Annotated in this window: 28 protein-coding genes and 1 pseudogene; 21 read left to right on the forward strand and 8 right to left on the reverse strand. The window is 34.2% G+C overall.

The features are described 5' to 3' along the window. Positions 1-43: 43 nt before the first annotated feature. Together DN410_RS26135 and DN410_RS26140 are read left to right on the forward strand one after the other, a co-directional pair. Positions 44-991: a GNAT family N-acetyltransferase gene (locus tag DN410_RS26135; RefSeq protein WP_149178630.1), complete on the forward strand. Its 948-nt coding sequence runs from the start codon at positions 44-46 to the stop codon at positions 989-991. A 612-nt stretch (positions 992-1,603) separates the two neighbouring features. Then, the gene (locus tag DN410_RS26140; protein WP_149178631.1) at positions 1,604-2,995 is read left to right on the forward strand and encodes an amino acid permease; all 1,392 of its coding nucleotides are present in this window, start codon (positions 1,604-1,606) and stop codon (positions 2,993-2,995) included. Between the two features lie 43 nt (positions 2,996-3,038). On the opposite strand, the gene DN410_RS26145 is transcribed toward DN410_RS26140, so the two are convergent. Continuing rightward, positions 3,039-4,058, reverse strand: a complete 1,020-nt coding sequence (locus DN410_RS26145) for a zinc-binding alcohol dehydrogenase family protein (protein ID WP_149178632.1) — start codon at positions 4,056-4,058, stop codon at positions 3,039-3,041. Between the two features lie 187 nt (positions 4,059-4,245). On the opposite strand from DN410_RS26145, the gene aiiA reads away from it, so the two are divergent. Then, positions 4,246-4,998, forward strand: a complete 753-nt coding sequence (gene aiiA, locus DN410_RS26150; protein ID WP_149178633.1) for a quorum-quenching N-acyl homoserine lactonase AiiA — start codon at positions 4,246-4,248, stop codon at positions 4,996-4,998. A 40-nt stretch (positions 4,999-5,038) separates the two neighbouring features. Here the strand turns inward: aiiA and DN410_RS26155 are convergent, their stop codons facing one another. From DN410_RS26155 to DN410_RS26165, 3 genes are all read right to left on the reverse strand, one after another. Further along, positions 5,039-5,533 carry a YhfM domain-containing protein gene (locus DN410_RS26155; RefSeq protein ID WP_149178634.1) on the reverse strand — a complete coding sequence of 165 codons (495 nt, stop codon included), beginning with the start codon at positions 5,531-5,533 and terminating at the stop codon, positions 5,039-5,041. Positions 5,534-5,622: 89 nt separating this feature from the next. Then, positions 5,623-6,087 carry a DMT family transporter gene (locus DN410_RS26160; protein ID WP_140971150.1) on the reverse strand — a complete coding sequence of 155 codons (465 nt, stop codon included), beginning with the start codon at positions 6,085-6,087 and terminating at the stop codon, positions 5,623-5,625. A gap of 13 nt (positions 6,088-6,100) precedes the next feature. After that, positions 6,101-6,523 carry a DMT family transporter gene (locus tag DN410_RS26165; RefSeq protein WP_149178635.1) on the reverse strand — a complete coding sequence of 141 codons (423 nt, stop codon included), beginning with the start codon at positions 6,521-6,523 and terminating at the stop codon, positions 6,101-6,103. Positions 6,524-6,655: 132 nt separating this feature from the next. On the opposite strand from DN410_RS26165, the gene DN410_RS26170 reads away from it, so the two are divergent. From DN410_RS26170 to DN410_RS26190, 5 genes are all read left to right on the forward strand, one after another. Further along, positions 6,656-7,348, forward strand: coding sequence for a cyclic nucleotide-binding domain-containing protein (locus DN410_RS26170; protein WP_149178636.1), 693 nt, complete (start codon positions 6,656-6,658; stop codon positions 7,346-7,348). A 15-nt stretch (positions 7,349-7,363) separates the two neighbouring features. Continuing rightward, a complete protein-coding gene (locus DN410_RS26175; protein ID WP_149178637.1) occupies positions 7,364-7,717 on the forward strand; it encodes a glyoxalase superfamily protein in 354 nt (117 codons plus the stop codon). A 42-nt stretch (positions 7,718-7,759) separates the two neighbouring features. Then, entirely contained in the window at positions 7,760-8,005 is a 246-nt protein-coding gene (locus DN410_RS26180; RefSeq protein ID WP_149178638.1) for a metallophosphoesterase family protein, read from the forward strand. Between the two features lie 137 nt (positions 8,006-8,142). Further along, complete coding sequence (locus tag DN410_RS26185) at positions 8,143-9,186, forward strand: flavin-containing monooxygenase (protein WP_149178639.1); 1,044 nt, start codon at positions 8,143-8,145, stop codon at positions 9,184-9,186. Positions 9,187-9,464: 278 nt separating this feature from the next. Then, on the forward strand, positions 9,465-9,713 hold the full coding sequence (locus DN410_RS26190; protein WP_149178640.1) for a hypothetical protein: 249 nt from the start codon (positions 9,465-9,467) through the stop codon (positions 9,711-9,713). 308 nt (positions 9,714-10,021) lie between these two features. On the opposite strand, the pseudogene DN410_RS26200 reads toward DN410_RS26190, so the two are convergent. Both DN410_RS26200 and DN410_RS26205 read right to left on the reverse strand, forming a co-directional pair. Continuing rightward, positions 10,022-10,132, reverse strand: a pseudogene (locus DN410_RS26200) (serine hydrolase domain-containing protein); the annotation flags it as partial. Positions 10,133-10,242: 110 nt separating this feature from the next. Then, positions 10,243-10,437 carry a hypothetical protein gene (locus DN410_RS26205; protein WP_149178641.1) on the reverse strand — a complete coding sequence of 65 codons (195 nt, stop codon included), beginning with the start codon at positions 10,435-10,437 and terminating at the stop codon, positions 10,243-10,245. A 133-nt stretch (positions 10,438-10,570) separates the two neighbouring features. Here DN410_RS26205 and DN410_RS26210 point away from each other — a divergent pair, with 133 nt between their 5' ends. Beyond that, on the forward strand, positions 10,571-10,852 hold the full coding sequence (locus DN410_RS26210; protein ID WP_149178642.1) for a hypothetical protein: 282 nt from the start codon (positions 10,571-10,573) through the stop codon (positions 10,850-10,852). A gap of 28 nt (positions 10,853-10,880) precedes the next feature. On the opposite strand, the gene DN410_RS26215 is transcribed toward DN410_RS26210, so the two are convergent. Further along, positions 10,881-11,171, reverse strand: a complete 291-nt coding sequence (locus DN410_RS26215; RefSeq protein ID WP_149178643.1) for a DUF3784 domain-containing protein — start codon at positions 11,169-11,171, stop codon at positions 10,881-10,883. 124 nt (positions 11,172-11,295) lie between these two features. On the opposite strand from DN410_RS26215, the gene DN410_RS26220 reads away from it, so the two are divergent. Both DN410_RS26220 and DN410_RS26225 read left to right on the forward strand, forming a co-directional pair. Then, complete coding sequence (locus DN410_RS26220) at positions 11,296-11,577, forward strand: MazG nucleotide pyrophosphohydrolase domain-containing protein (protein WP_149178644.1); 282 nt, start codon at positions 11,296-11,298, stop codon at positions 11,575-11,577. Positions 11,578-11,611: 34 nt separating this feature from the next. Next, complete coding sequence (locus DN410_RS26225; protein ID WP_149178645.1) at positions 11,612-12,349, forward strand: glycoside hydrolase family 25 protein; 738 nt, start codon at positions 11,612-11,614, stop codon at positions 12,347-12,349. A gap of 616 nt (positions 12,350-12,965) precedes the next feature. Here the strand turns inward: DN410_RS26225 and DN410_RS26230 are convergent. Further along, on the reverse strand, positions 12,966-13,991 hold the full coding sequence (locus DN410_RS26230; protein ID WP_149178646.1) for an MFS transporter: 1,026 nt from the start codon (positions 13,989-13,991) through the stop codon (positions 12,966-12,968). 272 nt (positions 13,992-14,263) lie between these two features. Between DN410_RS26230 and hcp the strand changes: the two genes are divergently transcribed. The 10 genes from hcp (at position 14,264) to DN410_RS26280 (ending at position 23,265) form a co-directional block, all read left to right on the forward strand. Next, a complete protein-coding gene (gene hcp / locus DN410_RS26235; protein WP_149178647.1) occupies positions 14,264-15,550 on the forward strand; it encodes a hydroxylamine reductase in 1,287 nt (428 codons plus the stop codon). Between the two features lie 469 nt (positions 15,551-16,019). Beyond that, positions 16,020-16,340, forward strand: coding sequence for a PadR family transcriptional regulator (locus tag DN410_RS26240; RefSeq protein WP_000429486.1), 321 nt, complete (start codon positions 16,020-16,022; stop codon positions 16,338-16,340). A gap of 75 nt (positions 16,341-16,415) precedes the next feature. Further along, positions 16,416-16,757, forward strand: a complete 342-nt coding sequence (locus DN410_RS26245) for a DUF1048 domain-containing protein (protein ID WP_001969217.1) — start codon at positions 16,416-16,418, stop codon at positions 16,755-16,757. A gap of 154 nt (positions 16,758-16,911) precedes the next feature. Then, positions 16,912-17,673 (forward strand): ABC transporter ATP-binding protein, encoded by a 762-nt coding sequence (locus DN410_RS26250; RefSeq protein ID WP_149178648.1) that lies wholly within the window; start codon positions 16,912-16,914, stop codon positions 17,671-17,673. Beyond that, the gene (locus DN410_RS26255; protein WP_016086966.1) at positions 17,674-18,423 is read left to right on the forward strand and encodes an ABC transporter permease; all 750 of its coding nucleotides are present in this window, start codon (positions 17,674-17,676) and stop codon (positions 18,421-18,423) included. 174 nt (positions 18,424-18,597) lie between these two features. Continuing rightward, positions 18,598-19,044 carry an NUDIX hydrolase gene (locus DN410_RS26260; protein ID WP_149178649.1) on the forward strand — a complete coding sequence of 149 codons (447 nt, stop codon included), beginning with the start codon at positions 18,598-18,600 and terminating at the stop codon, positions 19,042-19,044. A gap of 298 nt (positions 19,045-19,342) precedes the next feature. Further along, positions 19,343-19,909 carry a TetR/AcrR family transcriptional regulator gene (locus DN410_RS26265; RefSeq protein WP_149178650.1) on the forward strand — a complete coding sequence of 189 codons (567 nt, stop codon included), beginning with the start codon at positions 19,343-19,345 and terminating at the stop codon, positions 19,907-19,909. 58 nt (positions 19,910-19,967) lie between these two features. After that, positions 19,968-21,824 carry an alpha/beta fold hydrolase gene (locus DN410_RS26270; protein ID WP_149178651.1) on the forward strand — a complete coding sequence of 619 codons (1,857 nt, stop codon included), beginning with the start codon at positions 19,968-19,970 and terminating at the stop codon, positions 21,822-21,824. 291 nt (positions 21,825-22,115) lie between these two features. Beyond that, on the forward strand, positions 22,116-22,715 hold the full coding sequence (locus tag DN410_RS26275; RefSeq protein WP_149178652.1) for a TetR/AcrR family transcriptional regulator: 600 nt from the start codon (positions 22,116-22,118) through the stop codon (positions 22,713-22,715). A 4-nt stretch (positions 22,716-22,719) separates the two neighbouring features. Further along, positions 22,720-23,265, forward strand: coding sequence for a hypothetical protein (locus DN410_RS26280; protein WP_149178653.1), 546 nt, complete (start codon positions 22,720-22,722; stop codon positions 23,263-23,265). Positions 23,266-23,277 lie beyond the last annotated feature (12 nt).

A 23,277-nucleotide genomic window follows, 5' to 3' on the forward strand; every position in this document is an offset into this window, starting at 1 on the left:
AATTATTATAATCTTATTATTTCGTTTAAATGAGGTGAAATGTATGCGGAACTTAGTAAACAATCTAAACGTTAAAGCAACTTCACAAGAAGATCTACAACAAATTTTAAAACTATGTACAATTTATGATCAAGCTATGTACGGTGAAATTGATACAACAGTAGAGGACATTACTAACTCATGGAAAGGTATCGATATTAGTAACAGTTCTTATGTTGTTATGGATAAAGAAGAAATAATCGCTTATGGAATTTTGACAGGGAATGAAGGGCAGTTTCCATCTGCCGTATTTGTAAACCCTGATTATATGAATCAAGAAATTGAACATGTAATATGGTCAAAGCTTGAAGGGCGTGCTACGGAGCTTGTTAATAATTCGTCTTGCTCAAATGGCACGATTGTAACACAAGCAAATAATTTCTATGAGGAAAAAATATTAGGGGGAGCTGGGTTTATTCCAACTCGTATATGGTGGGGAATGGGGATTGAATTGAATTCAAATATGCCAGGACCATTATGGCCAAATGGTGTTACAATGCGGCATTACATAACTGGTGTGGATGATGAGAGGTTGCATCAAGCTTTTAATGAAGCATTTGCAGACCATTGGAATTCGCAACCTTCTAAGCTAGAAGAGTTTTTGCAACGTACAGAAAGAGATGGATTTCATCCTACACTATGGTCACTAGCCATGCTTGATGATGAAGTAGTTGGTTTTATCTTTAGTAAAAAGGGTGCTGACGATAAAGCTGAAATTACTCATTTAGGTGTAAGGCGTTCTAAGCGGAAACAAGGATTAGGATTAGCGATGCTACATCATGCATTCGGTCAATTGTACGAAGAGGGGATCTCAAAAGTTCATTTAAATGTAGATTCTGAGAATATTACAGGTGCACCTCGCGTATACGAAGCAGCTGGAATGGAAGTAATGAGTAAATTTGTTCGTTTTGATAAGGAAGTATTGTTAGAAAATAAAGAAGAAGTCCAGTGATGTATTACTGGACTTCTTTGTTTTCGTACTACTAAGGATCAATTCTCAGAAATAAGAATTGAGTGATTAAGATTGGACGGATGTATTAGGCATGCAAAGATAGGTAATTTTACTAATATACTAAATCCTCAGGTGATATGTGAAAATAGAATTTTTACGTGATAGTAGCAAGGGAAATAAAATGCATTTAAATGGTAGGAAATGACGTTATCAACTATAAATATTAAAGTACACGCGGTATGAAACCGAGGAAGATATGCTTTCCTCGGTTATTTATATTCTAATAATATTCATACCGGAATCATATTGAATAGATGTATTTTATTGTTAATTTAGTTAAAAATTAATCAGAATTATGTATAATAATTTATTGAAAAAATAATTGAATTTTTCAGATTAATGAATTAATATAAGGTAAGTAATTTTAAGATTTATAGAATATTGGAAGATGAAAGGTTTTGAGAATTTTATAAGAAGCAAAAAACGATTTTAGGATAGCTTTAAAGCTAGTGTAAAATGACGTTTGCTTCATCATTTTCAGGGCCGAAAGGAATTAGGGGAAGCATCTTGTTTTAAAATGCGGCTATGAATCATCTAAGAGGGGGAAGTGAAGTGGCAAACAAAGAATTGAAAAGAGGTTTAGAAGCACGTCATATTCAAATGATTGCTTTAGGCGGAACAATTGGTGTTGGTTTGTTTATGGGGTCAGCTAGCACAATTAAATGGACAGGTCCGTCAGTAATGCTTGCTTATGCAATTGCAGGTATTTTTATCTTCTTCATCATGCGTGCCATGGGAGAAATGTTGTATATGGAGCCAAGTACAGGCTCATTTGCGACGTTCGGTCATAAGTATATTCACCCGTTAGCTGGTTATATGACAGCGTGGAGTAACTGGTTCCAGTGGGTAATCGTTGGGATGTCAGAAATTATTGCGGTTGGAGCATATATGCAATATTGGTTCCCGGACTTACCAGCTTGGATACCAGGTGTTATCGCAATGGTTATTCTTGGCGCAGCTAACTTAATTTCTGTTAAGTCATTTGGTGAATTTGAATTTTGGTTTGCGATGATTAAAATCGTTACGATTCTGTTAATGATTATTGCGGGATTTGGTCTTATTTTCTTCGGAATTGGTAACGGCGGCGAAGCGATTGGAATATCAAATCTTTGGGCAAATGGCGGTTTCTTTACAGGTGGTTTTTCAGGATTCTTCTTTGCGTTATCACTTGTAGTTGGAGCATATCAAGGTGTGGAATTAATCGGGATTACTGCTGGTGAAGCGAAGGATCCGAAGAAGACACTTACAAGAGCGATTCAAAGTACAATTTGGCGTATTTTAATTTTCTATATTGGTGCTATTTTCGTTATTGTAACTGTGTATCCGTGGGATCAATTAAGTACAATTGGTAGTCCGTTCGTAGCAACTTTTGCGAAGGTTGGTATTACGGCTGCGGCAGGACTTATTAACTTCGTTGTTATTACAGCGGCAATGTCTGGTTGTAATAGTGGTATTTATAGTGCGGGGCGTATGCTTTATACGTTAGGTATAAATGGACAAGCACCGAAGTATTTCACGAAAGTTTCTGGAAATGGCGTACCTTTATTCGGTACAGTTGGTGTAATTATCGGTTTAGCGGTTGGTGTTGTTTTAAGTTATATCGCACCGAAAAACTTATTCGTGTATGTATATAGCGCGAGTGTACTTCCTGGTATGGTACCATGGTTCGTCATTTTAATTAGTCAAATTAATTTTAGAAAAGAAAAAGGGGCAGAGATGAAAGATCATCCGTTCAAAATGCCATTCGCTCCTGTTACAAACTATTTAACGATTGCCTTTTTAATTATGGTATTAATCGGTATGTGGTTTAACGACGATACGCGCATTTCACTAGTTGTAGGTATTGTTTTCTTAGCTATCGTTACAATTAGTTTCTATGCTTTCGGAATAGGGAAACGAACTCCGTTAGACGTTCAAAATGATCAAGAGATTTCAAGTAAATAAAGGTGAAAAGTCCGATTGCCTATTTTGGAATCGGACTTTTTTATTAAAACTTTTCTAATACAATCTTCCCAATTGTACGTCCACCTTCAAGTAATGCATGTGCTTTTCTAAGGTTTTCTGCATTTATCGGTGTTAACGTATCGTTTAAAGTTGTATGAAGGCTACCTTCATCTAACAACTCACTCACTTTGTTTAATAATTCGTGCTGCGTAATCATATCGCCAGTTTCATACATTGCTTTTGTGAACATAAATTCCCAAACGAGTGTGGCGCTTTTACTTTTTAAAACCCCCATCTCAAGAGGGTGCTCATTTTCTACGATAGAGCAAATTTTACCTTGTGGTTTAATGAGGTCACATATGGCTTGCCAATGTTGATCTGTATTGTTTAAACAGAAAATATAATCTACCTCCTTTAACCCAAACTCTACTATTTGATCTTTTAAAGGTTGGTGATGGTTAACAATATAATCGGCACCGAATTTTTCAACCCAGTGTATCGTTTCGTTGCGGGATGCAGTTGCGATTACATTCAGTCCAGCCCATTTTGCTAATTGGATTGCAATTGAACCTACTCCACCAGCTCCGCCGATAATTAAAATGTTTTTAAATGAGTTCGTATCTTTTTTATTATAATCAATGCCTAAACGCTCGAATAAACCTTCCCATGCGGTAATAGCTGTTAAAGGGATTGCTGCAGATTCAGCATCACTTAACGTTCTTGGTTTTTTGCCAACAATTCTTTCATCAACTAGGTGGTATTCACTATATGTACCTTGTCTCGTAATGCTTCCAGCGTAGAACACTTCATCGCCTTCTTTAAATAATGTACACCCTTCGCCGGTTTGAACGACAACACCACTAGCATCCCAGCCGAGTATTTTCGCTATATCTTCTTTTTTATCTTTTGGAGAGCGGACTTTTGTATCAACTGGGTTAACGGAAATTGCATTAATCTTAACGAGTATATCTCTTCCTGTCGCGACAGGTCTTTCAATTTCCACATCAATTAAACTATTTTCATCTTCAATAGGTAAGTATTCATGTAAACCAATTGCTTTCATTTGTATTCCCTCCATTAAAGTAAGAGTTATTTACTCTTTTATTATAGATGGTGAAATGCCATTATGTAAAAAAGTACACTCTTTTTTATTTATGCTGGTATGAAAATGTGGAAGGAGTTTATTTCTTAAAAGCAGAATTTTTAAATGTGTTACCTTATCTCAAATTAAATGTAAAGGTGGATACATAATGACAGTAAAGAAGCTTTATTTCGTCCCAGCAGGTCGTTGTATGTTAGATCATTCTTCTGTTAATAGTACACTCGCGCCGGGAGATTTATTGAACTTACCTGTATGGTGTTATCTTTTGGAGACAGAAGAAGGGCCTATTTTAGTAGATACAGGTATGCCAGAAAGTGCGGTTCATAATGAAAACTTGTTTGAAGGTACATTTGCAGAAGGTCAGATTTTACCGAAAATGACTGAAGAAGATAGAATTGTAACTATTTTAAAACGTGCAGGGTATGAGCCAGATGATCTCCTATATATTATTAGTTCACATTTGCATTTTGATCATGCAGGAGGAAATGGTGCTTTTTTGAATACACCAATCATTATACAGCGTGCTGAATATGAGGCAGCACAGTATAGAGAGGAATATTTGAAAGAGTGTATACTGCCGAATTTGAACTACAAAATTATTGAAGGGGATTATGAAGTTGTACCAGGTGTTCAACTATTGTATACACCAGGACATTCACCAGGGCATCAGTCATTATTAATTAAAACGGAAAAGTCCGGTCTTGTTTTATTAACGATTGATGCATCTTATACGAAAGAAAATTTTGAAGATGAAGTGCCGTTCGCGGGATTTGATTCGGAATTAGCTTTAGCTTCAATTAAACGTTTAAAAGAAGTTGTGATGAAAGAGAAGCCGATTGTTTTCTTTGGACATGATATAGAACAGGAAAAGGGATGTAAAGTGTTCCCGGAATATATATAGTGCAAAAAGTCATGAGCTTACGTGCTCATGACTTTTTCGTTTAAATAATTTTTTTAAATAAGTTATAAACCTTTTTTGAGCTATCTTCATTTAATTGATAGTACGTTAGGTTTACATCATCAGGAGTATCTTGTTGAGCAATCATCACTTCGCTACTGTGATGATCAACTACCCATATGAAATATTTTTTATAAGTCCCATCTTCAAAAGTAATCCACATGTCAAAATCTATTAAATCTGATCCTTCTTCATCTAATGTTAATTTTCCTTTTTTTGCGGTATCCATACTGTTAATGAATGTTTTTAATTCATCTGTTTTTGTGAGGAAGATATCCTTTTTTGTTTTAATGGATTCGACATGTATATCTTTTATTTCCTGTTTTCCTAAAAAGACAGGGGGCTCATTTGGATCCCTTTGCGTTGAAATAATAGTAGCTTTTTTCTTTGGCTTATTTGCTGTATACAAATCTTGAATAGATTTTCCCGAGTTTACAAACCATACGATTCCACAAATAATCAATGTGCTACCAAGCAGTAAAATGATTTTCTTAATAGAATATTCTCCTCTCTATTACTTCATATGAAGAGCTTTTCTATTAATATATGATAGGTAAGCGTAAAGTATTATAGTTGAACGTGGCTATTCTTAACAGTTTTAAGCGGGCGATCAACGAGTAAATTGTAAGTAAGCCCAATTAATACGAAAACACCGCCGATAATCTTTCCAGTTGAGAGTTCATTTGTTAGGAAGAAATCAATGATAGTCCCTGCAAATAACTGTCCAATAAAGATGAGTAACGTTAAATAAAATGCTGATATTTTAGGAGTAATATAGTTCGATAATGAAATAACGATAACGCCTACTAATCCGCCTAAATATACAGCGATAGGTATGGATTGTAACGTATGCATTGGAATATACAATGAATCTGAACTGAAAATTAAAAATAACATAGAGAAAAATAAGCCAGTAATATAATTAAAAAACGTGCCTTCCCAATTGCCAATTTTTTTTGCTAAATTCGCGTTAATAATTCTAGCAACAACGATAGAAACACCAGCTAAAATAGCGATAGTAATATATAACATTTTCTTGCCTCCATTAATAAATTGTCATGATTATAATTCCAGAAGAGATGAAACATAATCCAATTAGTTTTTTCTTTTCAAACTTTGCGACTTTCATTCCTAATAAGCCGAAATGATCAATAACTATGGAAGCAATAGATTGACCGAGTAAGCTTAATGCGATTGTAATAGAGGCACCAAGGGCGGAGAAACTGATGTTGTTAAAAAGAACGGTGAATACTCCAATCGCTCCAGCGCTATATAAAAAAAGCGGAATGCTTTTATCGAAATGGATTTTATTTTTGTTGATGATTAAAACGAAAATAACTGCAATTAAACCGACAAGGTGAATGACAACACTTGCTGTATACTTGCCAATTAACTCAGATAAAATCCCATTCAATGGAAGCATAACGGCGATGAGCACACCAATAAAAACAGAAAGAAAGTTATACACTGTAATATCCCCTTTAGATTTCGTATTTGTAATGACTGTATCATGCTGAAATTGTGTATTACTATGACATATGTCATAGTGGAAGAAGAAAATTTTGTATACAATGGGTTGAGTTGTAAAGGTGGGGGAAGTATGAAGAAAGTATGTAACACAAATAAATTAGCAGAGTATATGAAACAAAATAATATTGATTCATTTTTTAGTAATGATATGAAACCATATATGGAACTTATATTTTTTAAAAAGAATGAGTTTATTTGTAGGGAGAATGAGGAGATAGATTATTTATATTTTTTTGTGGAAGGAAAAGCGAAAGCATTTAATACATTAAGTAACGGGAAATCCGTATTATTATGCTTTTATGATAGTTTGCAGTTACTAGGAGATGTAGAATTAATACACTCTCAAAAGACTGCTTCCAATGTGCAAGTGATGGCAGATTCATATTGTGTTGGTTTGCCTTTAGGAAAAGTGAGAAATCAACTATTTCATGATGCGAAATTTTTACGATGTATTTGCGGTTCGTTAGCAAATAAATTAAATCGACTTTCTAAAAATAGTACCATTAATTTACTATATCCGCTTGAAAATCGACTTGCGAGCTACATGTTAGCAGCAGGAGAAAGGGCAGTTCAGCACGGAAATAGAATTGTATTTAGTGGGAATTTAACGGAAATAGCTGAATTGCTAGGAACGAGTTATCGGCACCTATTACGTACATTAAATATTTTTTGTGATAAAGAGATTATAAAGAAGAACGATGGATGCTTTGAAGTAGTAAATGTAGATGTTTTGAGAGAGTTGGCTGCGGATGTGTATAAATAGGAAAGGATGTTATAAATGATTACACCTATATTTAGAATTTTTGACGTTGAAAAGGCCCAGTTATTTTATTTGAATTTTTTGGGATTTAAGCTAGATTGGGAACATCGGTATGAGGAAAATATGCCATTATATATGCAAATTTCATTAAACGATGCTGTGATACATTTATCAGAGCATCATGGGGATGCTTCGCCAGGCGGTGCAATTCGGGTCAAAATAGATAATGTAAAGGAGTATCATGCTGTATTATTAATTAAAGAATATGCTTATTCGAATCCTGATATAGAAAAAACACCTTGGGGTACAATCGAATTAACTGTGATTGATCCATTTTCAAATAGAATTATATTTTTTGAGGAGCGGGTTTAGAAATTGAGATGTCATAAATAATTTATCAAAGTAGGTGTTACAATGAATAGGAAAATAGCAATAATTTCAGATGTTCATGGGAATAGTCATGCTTTAAAATCTGTATTAAAAGATATTGCACGTCGTAAGGCCGAAATGATAATAAATTTAGGGGATAGCGTGTATGGGCCGTTAGAGATAATTGAACAAATTTCAGTTCCTTATAATTGGGAAGAAGCTGCTGAATTGGCTGTTCAACAGGAAAGGTATGACTGGGCACAGGCGCTAAAGACTGGGAAGATAGAATGAAGGGGAGTTTACTTTATGGTAAGCTGCTCTTTTTTATTTTAAGTAGATATTGAATTATATAAAAATAAAATGTTATGATTATGGAAACGTATGAATATATGAACAAATATTCATATGTAAAAGAAGGAGGGATTAGAATGAAAGACCTAATTATTATTGGAGCTGGTCAAGCTGGATTAACAATGGGATACTACTTGAAGCAAGAAGGGTATAATTTTTCACTACTCGAGGCAGGAAACCGAATTGGTGATTCATGGAGAAACAGATATGATTCTTTACAGCTCTTTACACCAAGGGAATATAGTAGTTTACCAGGGATGATATTAAAAGGAGAAAAGAATGAATTTCCACATAAAGATGAAATTGCAACGTATTTAGAAGAATATGCACAGTATTTTCAACTACCGGTACAATTGCAAACGAAAGTTTTAAAAATAAGGAAGGTGGAAGAAATATTTGAATTACACACTCCTACAGAAGTTTTACAATCGAAAAAAGTTATTATCGCATCAGGTGGTTTTCAGCAACCGTACATCCCCTCATTTTCACAACATCTTTCATCGCATGTTTATCAAATACATTCATCACAATATAGATCACCATCGCAAATTCCTAAGGGAAAAGTACTAGTAGTAGGTGGCGGGAATTCAGGAATGCAAATTGCAGTAGAACTTGCAAAAACTCATGAAGTTACAATGGCTACCAGTCATCCGTTAACATTTTTACCGTTATATTTATTTGGAAAAAGTATTTTTAATAGATTAGAAAATATAGGTTTATTGTACGCTGAAATAAATACAAAGAGGGGAAAGTGGTTTCAAAAGAGAAAGGACCCCATTTTTGGATTTGAAGGTAAGGAACTTATTCGGAATGGAGCAATACAGCTGCAGGAAAAAGTAGTAAATGCATCAGAAAATAAAGTTATGTTTCAGAATGGTGATACATATAGTGCAGATAGTATTATATGGTCAACTGGTTTTGCTTCAGAGTATAACTGGATTGAAATAGAAAAGGCAGTAAATGAGAATGGATTTCCTAATCATATAAAGGGAATGAGTCCAGTAAGTGGATTATATTATATCGGTTTGCCGTGGCAATCTCAAAGAGGTTCTGCACTTATTTGTGGTGTAGGAAAAGATGCAGTGTATTTACTTTCTGAAATCAAAAAAATAGATCAGTAGCAGCAACTACTGATCATCCATATGTACATGAATTAGGAGAGGTCAAACATTTATTAACTTTATTATAATAGATTTTCACTGGAATAAAAACTGAAAATTCTCATTTTTTATTGAGAAAGTTTTTTTGTATCGAAATATATAAAAGAATAGGGAATTTTAGTAAAAAGAAATATGATATTTATATTTTACTAAAGTGTGATATAGTCTATATAGAATTTATTTCCTTAAATTGGTTTTTTATAGTCATTACATTTTTAAAGCAGAAAGGGGTAGCGATTGTGAAGTTTGATGATCAACGCTTACTAGGAGTCCGATTAGGTTCTGTACTTGTAACAGATGAAAATCAATATTTAGTAATTAAGAAAAAAGATCATTATGCATTATTAAATATACATAATTTGGAATGCGCTCATGTTGAAGTGCAGTTAGAACATATTGAAGAAATGTTGCAGGAAGATTTCCAAGAAAGTATAACGGAAATTATTGCGCCGGAACATATAAAAATTGTTGCGAAAAATGTTATATAGAGAAAGAAGCTGGAAGGAACAGCTTCTTTCTTTTCGTTATAAGGATAACGTTTTTAACGAATTTACCGAAAGAATTCCCCTTCCTCAACCGTGTGAAGGGCGATATCTCAACAATAGGTGGGAGATGAATTACGGTTTGGCATAGCCAAAAACTTTTGATAAACTAGCTATATGAAGTTCTTTGATAACTTGATATAGAAGGTTGCAGGAAGAAAATAGAGTGCGAAAACCAAGCCATTCGGTTCCTGCGTAAAATATCAACCGTACCAAAAGAGCGTCCAAGCGTTGGACATCTAGGGGTGGAACATCCCGAAGGCAGTCGCTTCGTCTAGTTTGCCATCACGTACAACGGCAAGGCTTAAACCTGCAACAGAATATTGGTTCATTTTCTCATATATAGTGTTACTTTTTAAGTTCATAGTGACTCCTTTCTTTTAAAAGGCAGAATATTAGTTCTATTATACAGTAGTTAATAGAGAGAATGAGAGAAAAAGAAAACACTTCATCTTTTATTGATGAAGTGTTTTAGTTAATTCGAAATAAGTGCTTTTAAAAATTTATCACGGTACATGTACATAAGCCATGTAGCTGTTATAAAAGAAATGATGATGTCTTTGTTTTTAATTGGTGCACTGAAAACAAGCCAGCCAACGATATCAAATAATAAATGTAGTGCAATTGAAAGAACTACAAATAGTAGTAGCGTCTTAAAAAATCTTTTCATGAAGTATCCTCCTTTTATAAAAGGTCTTATTAACAATGTTGTATATTACTATTATACATTAAATGTTTTTAGTGGTAAAATTTACATAAGTTAGTGAAGTGAAATAAGTGAAAGTTAGTGAGGAGAAATAGTCATGGAATTTTGGATGATCATACCGATAGCAATCTTTGGGTTTATTTATATCGTTGAAAAATTAAATAGAATTGAAAAGAAAAATGATGCACGTTTAAAGCGGATGGAAGATAGATTACAGCTAATTACGAAAGAAATGGGAATTATAGATACAGAACCTGAAATTAATAAAGAATTACGCCAACTTATGGAAGAGGGAAAAACAGTTACAGCAGTTAAGAGAGTGAGAGAAGCATTTGGATTTTCCTTACTAGAAGCGAAGCAATATGTCGATAAATTATAAAAAAGATCATCCGTTGGGTGATCTTTTTTTACTGCACCATGCGTGTATTCACATAAGCAGCGGTTATAACGTGGCCAATTACAATGATAGGAATAACGATTGTGACATTAGGCGTAGTGAAGACACTACCAATTGTGGCGATAACACCGGCGATTAAATTATAAAGGCCAACGATTCTTGATAACTTCACTTTATCAGGCACGCGGTGTTCGTTGAATCCAGATAAGAGCCAAGTGTATTGTTTTACTCCGATGAAATAAGCGAGTGTAAATGAAATGATTGCTACTATGAATAATGATGGAGAAGCGAAGGGAGCCATTGCAAACACCTCCATTAATGGACTATAAATAAATTATAGTATGAATGTTATAATTTAACAAAATGCAATTTTGATTTTAAGTGTAATAGAAAAACAGAGTATTTGTGATGAAGGGAGATTACATATGAAGATTGCGGAATTCCAGAGGTACGTATTACATTTCAGTAAAGAAAAAGGGTTTCAAGATACAACAATTGAAGAACGTACGATGTATACAATGGCAGAATTAGGTGAGTTGGCAGAGGTAATATTAAAGCGTGATAAAATACAAGATTCAAAACGAGAAATTGGTTTAGAAATGTTTGATGTAATTTGGAATATATGTGATTTAGCCAATAAGTTAGAAATTGATTTAGAGAAGGCGTTTAAAGAAAAAAAGATGATTAATAAAGAGCGTGAATGGTAAGTTGAGTTTTAATTTGTAAAGAAGAGGGATACGAATGAAAAAGAAGCTTATTATTAGAGGAGCTCTTATCTTAATTAGTGTTATGGGTGTTATAGCTTACTTAGTTTTTCAAGAAATATTTATTCCGAATCAATTAAGTGCGGATAAGTATGAAATAAAAGGGGTAGATGTCGCATCTTATCAAGGGGAGATAGATTGGAGAGAGTTGGAAAAGCAAAATATGAAGTTTGCGTTTATAAAGGCTACTGAAGGGAGCGCGTTTGTGGACGAGTACTTTACTACAAATTGGACGAATGCGAATAAGACAGGTATGCGCATTGGAGCATATCATTTTTTTAGTTTTGATAGTAAGGGTGAAACGCAAGCAGGGCAATATATACGAACTGTTCCAAAGAATGAACGAGCATTGCCTCCTGTAATAGATGTTGAGTTTTACGCTAATAAAAAAGACGCTCCTCCAAAGCGTGAAGATGTTACGAAAGAGTTGTCAATAATGGTGAAAATGCTAGAAAAACATTATGACAAGAAAGTAATATTGTATGCAACTCAAGAGGCGTACGATTTGTATATAAAGGATGCATACCCTCAATGTGATATTTGGATTCGTAGTGTACTTACGAAACCGAGTATATCCGATAAAAGAAATTGGACGTTTTGGCAATACACAAACCGTGGAAGATTAAGAGGCTATAATGGAAAAGAAAAGTATATTGATTTGAATGTATTTTATGGGAATGCGAAAGAGTTTGAGAATTATGGAATGAAAGATTAATAAAATATGTAAGAAAAGATGGAAGAAGCTTTTGAAATGAATTGTCTATAATAGATAATAACTATGTGTTGAAGTAAGAAACAAAAAATAAAATAATGAAGAAGCTTATTGTAGCTTTAAGAAATTTTCGGCATACAAAAGAGATGGAGAAAATAATTTCTCCATCTCTTTCTTCTAACTATATTTAAATGCTGAAGCTCTCGATTACGCCAGCATACGTTACTGAGATTTTAATTCTAAGTATACAAATAATAGTACCGTCATAATTCCTATAATAACGTAAGTAACATCAAGCATTATAAGTGTTTTTAAAGTTTCAGTCATTCTAATTCACCCCTGTTATAAAAATATAACATGATCTTTTTATTGATTAGATAAGAGATCATAAAGATAAAATGTATATGGAATTTCTTAAGTATAAATATATCATATGAATAATGTAAATAATGTTAAGATAGTGTAAATATATTGTAAATAAAGAGGTTTCTCATAATGCCTTTTTAACAGGGGGATCGAGCGGATTTGTTACTCTTCCTCTACTAGTATTGCGAAAACTTATGTATGATAATTTATTAAGCATGAATGAACTGGTTATCGTGAGTGATTTTCTTCTTTTTTATAAATCAATCACGATAGTAGCTGTTACTACATTTTCTTCTAATACATCTACCTGTACTTGTTCATCGTTTCTCCAATTGATATTAAAGTTCTCTGTCGTATACATTTCCTTAAGAGTGACCTCTTTATATTTTTCTAAAATGCTCCCTCTTTCCCCATAATAGATTCTTACAGTTGAACTGGGACTTGGTCCTTTTGATTTTATTGTTTCTCTAAACTCGATAATATTTATTAGATTTGGAGATTCACTTTTTTGAAAGGTAAAGGAACTGACCACTTTTTGTACTTTCTTAAAAACAGAACCACTGGATTTATTTGATATGTTAAATTCCACAACTTCAGGTACTGTTTCTTTTCCACGTAGCGTTATTGTTGCTTCATAATCATTTTTCCAATCTACTGAAACGTTTGAGGGATCGAGACGTTCCCCGTCATTTGCAATACTTGTGTCAAAATGTTCCCATAAGCCGTATTTAATTCTGACAGGAGAGGAACCAAGAGAAGAGTCTGAATCTATTTTTACTACTTTAATCGTATTTATATTATTCGGAGAATGACTTTTTTTTAGTGTAACGTCGTATAAATACAAAATGTAAGAAAAACAGCCTACTACTAAAATAATTGGAATTAAAATACGTAGGGCAGTAATTAGACGTCCTCGTGTCGTTTTTTTCTCAGTGCTTTTACTATTTTGTTCAAGGTTTTTTTCAATACTTTTTTGAACTGTTACTTTTGGCGGGCGAATAAGCCACCAAATGAAAGCTATAAGTAGTAAGAAAAGAGGTATTCCTTGAATAAAGAGAAATCCTTTCCAAAAATCAAGTCTAGTACTATATGGAGAATCTGTTGCCATCACCCCTATAAAAAGTGCCACTGGACTTGCAAGTATATTTACCCCAAAACCAATCAATACGAATGAAAGATTTTTATTCCTAATTTTTCGTGACCCAGCCATAATAAACAGAAATGCTGCAATACCAAGTATAAGAAACAGTATTCCGTAATAAAACATCATATATACCATATTATCCCTCCATAACTTTAATTGTACCATTAGTAAGGAAAAATTTGTGAAGTGTTAGATGGATATGATATTTGTATTCCTTAAAAGTGATCCGATACATTATGCGAATAAATGATCACCAAGTATTAATGTAAGAAGACAGTAAAAATATTATGTCAACAATATGAACTGTCACAAATTTATATATATTATTGTGATTGATGTCACATCCCTTTTCCTCAATGGGCATTATGCTTAGGTTGTAAGGAATGATTGGGAGAGGGTGGGATGATATGTTTTGTTATCAATGTGAACAAACGCCAACAGGCGGATGTAAAGTAATAGGTGTTTGCGGTAAAAATGAAACAATTGCAAGTTTACAAGATACGATTGTGTTTGGGCTAAAAGGAATTGCTGCTTATCGTACACATGCTGCTCAGTTAGGGTATACTGATGCATTTGTAGATGCTACGACGCAAGAAGCGTTGTATATGACATTAACAAATTCTAACTTTAATGAACAAGAACATATTGATATGGCTATGAAAGTTGGGAAATCAGCTTTACGAGTAATGGAGTTGTTAGATGAGGCACATACGAATCACTTTGGTGTTCCAGAGCCTGTTCAAATTACACAAAACCATGTTGAAGGTAAAGCAATTGTAGTTATTGGTCATAATTTGTTTGCGTTAGAAGAATTGTTAAAGCAAACAGAAGGAAAAGAAATTAATATTTATACGCATTCTGAAATGTTACCAGCACACGGTTATCCGCAGCTGAAAAAATATAAGCATTTAAAAGGAAACATTGGTAAGGCATGGTATGATCAACGACGTCTTTTTGAAAAATTTACAGGTGCCATATTAGCGACAACGAATTGTGTTATGCCAATTAAAGGATCATACTCTGATCGATTCTTTTCATATGATATTGCAGGCTTAGAGGGTGTACAAAAAATTGAAAATGATGATTTTGCACCATTGATTCAAAAAGCGCTAGAACTTCCAGAAGTACATATGGAGTCGGATGAACAGTTAGTAACAGGGTTTCATCATAATACAGTATTATCATTAGCTCCTGAAGTTATTGAGGCAGTAAAAGAAGGAAAGATTAAGCGTTTCTTTGTCATCGCAGGTTGTGATGCTCCAGGAAAAGGCGGAGAATATTATCGTGAATTAGCAACGTCACTTCCGCCAGAAACAGTTATTTTAACGACTTCTTGTGGGAAATTCCGCTTTAATGATGTGGATTATGGTGTGGTACCTGGTACAGAGATTCCGCGTTACATTGATTTAGGACAATGTAATAATTCCATTTCTACAGTGAAAATAGCGGCTGCTTTAGCTGATGCTTTCCAATGCGAAGTGAATGAATTGCCAGTTAGTATTGTCCTATCATGGTTTGAACAAAAAGCGGTTGCTATTTTACTTGGACTATTTAGTCTTGGTATTCAAGATATTCGCATCGGTCCAAAGGCGCCTGAATTTATTTCACCTGGTGTGCTTGATGTATTACAAGAAACATTCGGTTTAAAACTAATTACAACTGCAGCAGAAGATATGGATATGATGTTATCGTAACAAAAGGGTAATCTGTCTTTATTAATAAGAAGAGCTAATCTATAGCGCCTCAAAACAAAAATGTAGAATATTTGTTTTGGGGTATTTTCCTTTCTTAGCGGAATGGGTATGTGGCAAAATTTCTTCAAAAAGAATAGCGCTATATCTAATAGGGAATAGTTGATTTTAGAAAAATATAAATATCGAGTTGACATTTACAACTACTTAGTCATACAATATACTTGTAATATGTGATACTGAGTAGTGTTGTTTCTCAAAAAAATTTTCAGTAAACAATAGGTAATAGCGGATTTTAGAAAAATTTTTAAAATCAGTTGACATTTACCACTACTTAGTCATACAATGTAGATGTAATAAGTGATACTGAATAGTTCGGATTCACAAAAACTATTCAGTGAAAAATTCGCCTTAGTACTCTGTAATACTGAATATAAGTCAGACAGAATAGGGGGTAAAGGAGGATCAGAACATGGAAAATTTAACTGAAATGCTGAAAGGTTCACTGGAAGGGTGTGTGCTGGAAATCATTAGCCGTCGTGAAACGTATGGCTATGAAATTACACGTCACCTGAATGATCTTGGGTTTACCGAAGTAGTAGAAGGAACGGTTTATACCATCCTCGTAAGATTAGAAAAGAAAAAGCTTGTGAATATTGAAAAGAAACCATCAGATATGGGACCGCCTCGTAAGTTTTATTCATTAAATGAGGATGGCCGTCAGGAGCTTGAATTGTTTTGGAAAAAATGGGATTTTGTATCTTCAAAAATTAACGTCTTGAAGTCAAACTAGCCTCATAATATAAAATGTTCCGGCTCATATTTGGAGAGTTTCTTGTTCTGCTTTATAAAAAAGGAGGAAAATAAGATGTTAGAAATGTTCAAAAAGTTAATTGGTGATAAAAAAGAGTACAAAATGATGATGGCACGAGTTGAGGCTCTGCCAGAGGACTACCAATTTGTATTTAAGAAAATTCAAAACTACATGTGGAATTTCTCAGCGGGTAACGGGATGGATATGTTACACATACAGTATGAATTAATCGATTTGTTCGAAGCGGGTGCAGCGGAAGGAAGACAAGTGCTTGACATTACTGGAGAGGACGTAGCATCCTTTGCTGATGAACTAGTGGCAAACGCTAAAACGTATGTCTCTAAGTATCGTGAAGATTTAAATGAAAGTATTATGAAGAAATTGAGAAAAAAATAAATGCAATAAGTAATACCGACTGATTAGCTGGTTACAAATGTGAACTGCCGCCATCGCTATTCAGTTATATTTTTAAACCACTACTAAGTAATACGGATTATCAGTAGTACTAAATAGAGGGTGTAGGTAATCTATTTTTATAAGGGGGAAAAGTATGAGTAATACAGCGATTTCTGTAAAAGGGTTAAAAAAATCTTTTAAAGACAAGGAAGTTTTAAAAGGGGTGGATTTTGAGGTGCAGCGTGGCGAAATTTTCGCGCTGCTAGGCTCAAATGGAGCAGGTAAGACGACAACGGTTAACATCCTTTCGACGCTACTGAAGCAAAATGGTGGTGAAGTAAGTATTTGCGGATTTGATGTCCAGCGTCAACCAGATTATGTTCGCCAAAGCATCAGTTTGACAGGTCAGTTCGCAGCTTTAGACGGTATGCTCACTGGAAGAGAAAACTTGATAATGGTTGCTAAGTTACGCGGAGTATCCAATCCTGCTCAAGTCGCTGACAATTTGCTTGAGAGATTTAGCTTGACTGGTGCAGCTAATCAGAGGGCAGAGCAATATTCAGGAGGGATGAAGCGCCGGCTTGATATCGCCATGAGTTTGATTGGGGCGCCAGCAGTTATTTTTCTTGACGAACCGACGACAGGGCTTGATCCTGAAGCGCGGATTGAAGTTTGGGATACGGTGAAGGAACTTGCTGGTAGCGGCACAACGATTTTGCTTACGACTCAGTACTTGGAGGAAGCAGAACAACTGGCGGGCCGTATCGCGATCTTGCATGGAGGAAAAATTATTACGACAGGTACTCTTACTGAACTGAAAGAGATGTTCCCACCAGCTAAAGTGGAGTATATCGAGAAGCAGCCAACATTGGAAGAGATTTTCCTTGCTATTATCGGTAAAAAGGAGGAGATGTAAATGAAAAGCAAAACAGGGGTATTACTAGGTCGTTTAATGCGTAACATTATGCGCAGTCCGGATACAATTATTACGGTAGCGATTACACCGATTATGATGATGCTATTATTTGTCTACGTGTTTGGCGGTGCAATAAAAACAGGAACGGAAAACTACGTAAATTATTTATTGCCGGGAATTTTGCTAATGGCTATCGCATCCGGTGTAGCTTACACTTCCGTGCGACTGTTTACGGATGTAAAGAGTGGGCTGATGGCACGTTTCATTACGATGCCTATTAAGCGCTCATCGATATTGTGGGCTCACGTATTAACCTCTCTTGTTGCTAATGTACTTACTATCGTGGTGGTTATTCTTGTTGCGCTCTTAATGGGCTTTCGTTCCAGTGCGAATATTCTAGATTGGCTTGCAGTAGCTGGGATACTAGGAATGTTTACGTTATCGCTAACATGGCTAGCTATCATTCCAGGGCTGAAAGCGAAGTCCATGGAAGGGGCGACAGCATACTCGTACCCACTCGTTTTTCTTCCATTTATTAGTTCAGCCTTCGTACCTACTGAAACGATGCCAAAAATTGTTCGTGCATTTGCTGAGAATCAGCCTGTAACTTCAATTGTGAATGCAATTCGTGCTTTATTATATGAAGGAACTGTTGGCAACGATATTTGGATTGCACTCGCTTGGTGCGTAGGTATCATGATCATTTCTTACTTTTTCGCGAGTAAAGCATTTAAACGTCAGTTAGGGTAAGTATCGAGGTAACTGAATTTATCGGAATAATATATATGTTTAGAAAAGCACGGGAGATTTTCCGTGCTTTTCTTTTTATATGGTCCATTTAATTCAGCGAGAAGGAAAATTTTTTAGACAAAGAGAAATACTAGTTGATTGGCAATTGGGTAAGTTAAGGAGAGCATATTTATAATGAATACTACAAAAACCACAGGGTGCTTTACTATTGTTGATAATAATGAAGGAAAAATATTACTAGTTAAACGAAATGATTATCCTATCTGGGATTTGCCTGGGGGAAGACTAGAAGAAAATGAACAGTTAGAGAAGTGTGCTATAAGAGAAACTAAAGAAGAAACAGGCTATATAATTGTTATCGAGCGTAAAATAGGAGAATATCACCAGCCTCAATACGATGATATGCAACATTTATTTTCAGGGAGATTACTAGGGGGAGAGCCAATAAATAATGGACCTGAAACTGCAAAAATTGGGTGGTTTAATCCTAGTAGATTACCTTTGTTAATGGTTCCAAATAGGCGAAAACAGATCAGTAATTTTATGAAACACAAAAATTTATTAATAAGGGAGACATTAAAGACACCATTTATAGTAAGGTTATTGAAAAAAATTATATGAGGTGGTTATTGAATTAACCGTTGTTTTAGTTGAGCAATTCGATGAAATAAGAGCATGTTTTGATTAATCTTTTTTCAAAATATGCTCTTTCTATTTGTCATTTACCAGTATCATACTCATTGTATTTGAAAATATGGGCAACTGGTAACGAATTAAACTCAATGTTTTGAGGTTTAACCGATCAATACTTATAATGTTAGTGGAACTTTTTTAATCAAATTTTGTTCTAAATTAACATAAATACTTGCAATATTTAAATTAGTACTATATAGTTCTAGTTATGACAAAGGTAAAATTAATGAATCAAAAACGTGTGATTGAAGTAGCTGCAACATTATTTTTAGAAAAAGGGTTTGCTTATACAAGTATGGATGAATTAGTACGTGTAAGCAAAGTTTCAAAGTCTAATGTGTATTATCACTTTTCTAATAAGGAAGTATTATTAGAAGGGGTCGTTGATTATTGGATTGAAATGTATCAATCTGCAATTGATGACGTACTTTCTCAGAACCAATTTTTAGTTGAAGATCGTATCCAACTGTTTTTAAAGCAATTATCACAGGGAGTTCAGTCGAGAGAGTATAAGGGGAGCTGTCCATTTATTACTCTTTATATTCAAAGTCCTAAACAGGCCACGCAAATAAAAGAAAAAATAGGTCTTTTTTTTACAGGATTACAAAAGAAAGTTTCTCTATTACTTAAACAAGGGGTAGAGAATGGAGAATTCAGAAATACGATTAATATTGATGAGGTTGCATCCCTTTTTATTACAAATCTTGAAGGAGCGTTATTTATTTCAGAAACATTGAAGGATGCAACTGTAATCACGAAAACAGCAGATCATCTTTTTAACTTGCTTCGATAAAAGAAGCTTTTTTTTTACATCAAATTAGTACTGAATAGTACTAAAAAGGAGATTTTATATGAGAACAGTATTTTTAATTGGTGGAACAGGCTTTATTGGAAAGCAATTAGTGAAAGAATTAGTCAAAGAGGATGTTAAAATTCTTCTTTTAGTGAGGTCGAAAAGTAAAGCAACACGCATTTTTCAAGAAAGAGGCATCTTAAAAAAGGCAGTTATGCACTTTATTGAAGGTGATTTGACGAAAATAGATTTAGGTCTAAGTGCTGAAGATAAGGAGAGGGTATTGAAAACGGATGTGATTATTCACGCAGGAGGCCCCATGGACATTCAAGTGACAAGTAAAGAGGCAGCTTCAGTATTTTTAAATGGCGCCAAACATATTAGTGAATTAGCTAAAAGTATTCATCAATTGAAGGGCTTGCAACAATTTATTCATGTTGTAGGTTATATGAGTCCCTTTGATGATAAAAATAGCAAGATTGCAATTGATGTGTTTAAAGAAGGAAACAATTATTTGAAAATAAAAAATCCATATGAGAGAACAAAATTTTTAGCAGATTTTTATATCCGTCATCAGGCATCAGCAGTAGGTTATCCGCTTTCTGTAATTAATCCGCCAACTGTAGTCGGTAGTAGTAAAACAGGGAGTACAGAACAGATAGCAGGATTAGGTTTGCTTGTAATGAGTATGCGAAGAGGGCTCATGCCAGTGATTCCTGGAGGTAAGGGATATAGGTTACCACTTATTTCAAACGATGAGCTTGCGAAGTTTATAGTGCAGGTTTTCAGATTGGAGCAACCGACTATTCAAACATATACACTTGTTGAAGACAAACAGCACGATCAGAACATTGCTGAATTATTAAGTATTATGTCGGAAAGTATGAATATGAGGGCACCAAAAATCTCTGTCCCAATGCCACTTATGAAAGCAATTATGAATAGTGGAGTAAGTAAAATAACAAAAATTCCTTCTGATGGACTGAATTTTATTACAAAACGAAAATTTTTAAATGTTTCAGCGAAAAAAATTATGGGAGGAGATTGGTTTAAGAAGACGAGTGTAATGAAATTTTTCCCTGCCGTAGTAGCTGATCTGGATTATCGAATGATGTATCAAAATGGCCAGCATAATCATTTATTTAAACGAACATTATGCGATAACACTACCCTTTACCAATTACAAGGAGAGGGTAAACCGTTTATTTTATTACATGGTTTATTGAGTGATGGAGAGGATTTATTTCCTTTAGCACAAGAGCTTCATGAAAAAACCGGTCAACCTGTATGGATCTTGGATCTTCCAGGTCTGGGACGTTCTCCTTTTAAACGAGAGAAAAATCTTCTAGATATCTATTTGAATGTAGTGAAAAAGTTATTGGAGAAAGCTACTAATGGTGCACATCTAATTGGCCATTCATTCGGTGCGTTTATTCTTTTGGAAGCATTGGTACAAGAGTACATAGATAAGAAGTATTCAATCACTTTACTTCAGCCACCTGTTGCTAAAAAAAATACTAAATCGCTAAATGTTCCTCAATTTATGAACAAATGGACATTAAAAATGGCAACTACTAATTTGATAGGGCGTTATTTATTAAGTAATGGTTTGTTTGAAAGTACGGAGAGTATCCCTAAACATTATATTGAAAAAATAAGTAACAGTTTTACTTCTCCTAGAATTTTAAATACTACAGTTCAGCTTAACAGTTTACTACTGAAAAACGATCAAGGTGATTTCAATGAAGTAACAAAGTATAATCTTCACATTATTTGGGGGGATTATGACAGAGGCTATTCTGCTCCATCGCATCTTGGTAAGGTTGATTTTGTTCCATATGGCCATCATTTTCCTCTTAGCCATCCGAGTGAAACGGCGACATTAGTAATAAAAAATAGTAATACTAGCAGATGAGGGTGTGGGATAAATAAAAAGTGTATAGTAAGATCGTTGTGTCTTTGAAATAAAATCGTACTGTTTGGGGTCCCACCCTATGCCCATCAACTTAAAGATTTTATAACACCCCAAAACGAAAAAATGAGATTTTTATTACAAGTAAGCACAATTTTTTGTTCTGGGGGTAGTTGTATTTTCTTAGCTTGATGGTGATGTGGAAAGAGCCCTATTACATTTAAAATAATATGTTCATATTGTTTTAAGTACTTTTTTTATAATATAACCATATTATAAAAAGGGGGGATGTGAATGCCTAAAATAGTTGATCAAATACAAAGGAAGAATCAAATCGCCACCGCTACTTGGCGTGTAATATTAGAAAAAGGTATTGATAAAGCTTCAATACAGCAAATCGCTGATGAAGCAAACATTTCGGTCGGACTTGTTCAGCATCATTTTTCGTCTAAAAATGAATTAATTCATTATGCAATGAATTTAGTATTGAATCGGATGGAAGAGCGAGCAACTACTCGTACAAATGAATTTAAAGGAACGAAAGAAGAAGCACTTAGAAGATTAATGAAATTTATTATTCCATCTAATAAAGAAGAAATGTTGGAAGGGAAGGTTTGGATTACATTTCTCGGTATATCCTTTAGTTCCCCAGAGCTTATTGAACTTCGGAAGAAAATGGATGACCATACGAGGTATCTTATGGGAATGATCCTAGATTTAATGAAGGAGCTAGGCTATGTCAAACCATGGGATAATAGAGAGTTTGAATTGGAGATACTGTACGGATTTATCGATGGGCTAGTAATTCATGTCCTTCAAACACCAGAATCATATCCAGAAGAAAAAGTAAATCAGCTTATTGAGTATTATTTAAAAGAAAAAAAGAGGGATTGATCGCATGAATAAAGTTTTCATTATTATTCTTGTAGTCGTTATTGTATTAATCATTAGGCAGTTTATCCCTAAAAAAGTAGATAGTTTTGATCTTCTTGGTATACCAATCATGGCTATAATTAGAACATATATGGGGCTTCCAAATAGTTTGGACTTTATTATTACAATTGAATTAATTAGCTTACTTATATTAGGAGTGGTAGTTGGTTATTGGCAAGCTAAGAGAGTGAAAGTCTTTCATCATAACTATCAATTATGTAGTGTTGGTGGCTATTCGTATATTATCGGATGGATTATTATGCTTTTAGGGAGAATTGTAATTTTATTATTATTCAACCTTAATGCTCTCGTATCAACATTTCATGACGGACAGGAACAATTTATGAGTGAAATAATTAAAGTTCTTTCTCATGCTGGAGATTGGTTAATATGGTCTACTATTCTTGCATCTTCCATTATGTATACTGTTACTTTATATAAGGATTACCCGGATATCAAAAAAATTATACGTGCTCGTTTTGAAGAAATAAAGCAACGAATAAAATATTAATGTAACTAATAA

Source organism: Bacillus sp. SH5-2, from assembly GCF_008368905.1.
Lineage (GTDB): Bacteria > Bacillota > Bacilli > Bacillales > Bacillaceae_G > Bacillus_A > Bacillus_A luti.

Bases quoted from the DNA above. Each gene is read 5' to 3' on its own strand.
- DN410_RS26135 (WP_149178630.1), top strand. From the start codon at position 44: ATGCGGAACTTAGTAAACAATCTAAACGTTAAAGCAACTTCACAAGAA.
- DN410_RS26145 (WP_149178632.1), bottom strand. From the start codon at position 4,058: ATGAAAGCAATTGGTTTACATGAATACTTACCTATTGAAGATGAAAAT.
- aiiA (WP_149178633.1), top strand. From the start codon at position 4,246: ATGACAGTAAAGAAGCTTTATTTCGTCCCAGCAGGTCGTTGTATGTTA.
- DN410_RS26160 (WP_140971150.1), bottom strand. From the start codon at position 6,087: ATGTTATATATTACTATCGCTATTTTAGCTGGTGTTTCTATCGTTGTT.
- DN410_RS26170 (WP_149178636.1), top strand. From the start codon at position 6,656: ATGAAGAAAGTATGTAACACAAATAAATTAGCAGAGTATATGAAACAA.
- DN410_RS26175 (WP_149178637.1), top strand. From the start codon at position 7,364: ATGATTACACCTATATTTAGAATTTTTGACGTTGAAAAGGCCCAGTTA.
- DN410_RS26180 (WP_149178638.1), top strand. From the start codon at position 7,760: ATGAATAGGAAAATAGCAATAATTTCAGATGTTCATGGGAATAGTCAT.
- DN410_RS26185 (WP_149178639.1), top strand. From the start codon at position 8,143: ATGAAAGACCTAATTATTATTGGAGCTGGTCAAGCTGGATTAACAATG.
- DN410_RS26205 (WP_149178641.1), bottom strand. From the start codon at position 10,437: ATGAAAAGATTTTTTAAGACGCTACTACTATTTGTAGTTCTTTCAATT.
- DN410_RS26210 (WP_149178642.1), top strand. From the start codon at position 10,571: ATGGAATTTTGGATGATCATACCGATAGCAATCTTTGGGTTTATTTAT.
- DN410_RS26215 (WP_149178643.1), bottom strand. From the start codon at position 11,171: ATGGCTCCCTTCGCTTCTCCATCATTATTCATAGTAGCAATCATTTCA.
- DN410_RS26220 (WP_149178644.1), top strand. From the start codon at position 11,296: ATGAAGATTGCGGAATTCCAGAGGTACGTATTACATTTCAGTAAAGAA.
- DN410_RS26225 (WP_149178645.1), top strand. From the start codon at position 11,612: ATGAAAAAGAAGCTTATTATTAGAGGAGCTCTTATCTTAATTAGTGTT.
- DN410_RS26230 (WP_149178646.1), bottom strand. From the start codon at position 13,991: ATGGTATATATGATGTTTTATTACGGAATACTGTTTCTTATACTTGGT.
- hcp (WP_149178647.1), top strand. From the start codon at position 14,264: ATGTTTTGTTATCAATGTGAACAAACGCCAACAGGCGGATGTAAAGTA.
- DN410_RS26240 (WP_000429486.1), top strand. From the start codon at position 16,020: ATGGAAAATTTAACTGAAATGCTGAAAGGTTCACTGGAAGGGTGTGTG.
- DN410_RS26245 (WP_001969217.1), top strand. From the start codon at position 16,416: ATGTTAGAAATGTTCAAAAAGTTAATTGGTGATAAAAAAGAGTACAAA.
- DN410_RS26250 (WP_149178648.1), top strand. From the start codon at position 16,912: ATGAGTAATACAGCGATTTCTGTAAAAGGGTTAAAAAAATCTTTTAAA.
- DN410_RS26255 (WP_016086966.1), top strand. From the start codon at position 17,674: ATGAAAAGCAAAACAGGGGTATTACTAGGTCGTTTAATGCGTAACATT.
- DN410_RS26260 (WP_149178649.1), top strand. From the start codon at position 18,598: ATGAATACTACAAAAACCACAGGGTGCTTTACTATTGTTGATAATAAT.
- DN410_RS26265 (WP_149178650.1), top strand. From the start codon at position 19,343: ATGAATCAAAAACGTGTGATTGAAGTAGCTGCAACATTATTTTTAGAA.
- DN410_RS26270 (WP_149178651.1), top strand. From the start codon at position 19,968: ATGAGAACAGTATTTTTAATTGGTGGAACAGGCTTTATTGGAAAGCAA.
- DN410_RS26275 (WP_149178652.1), top strand. From the start codon at position 22,116: ATGCCTAAAATAGTTGATCAAATACAAAGGAAGAATCAAATCGCCACC.
- DN410_RS26280 (WP_149178653.1), top strand. From the start codon at position 22,720: ATGAATAAAGTTTTCATTATTATTCTTGTAGTCGTTATTGTATTAATC.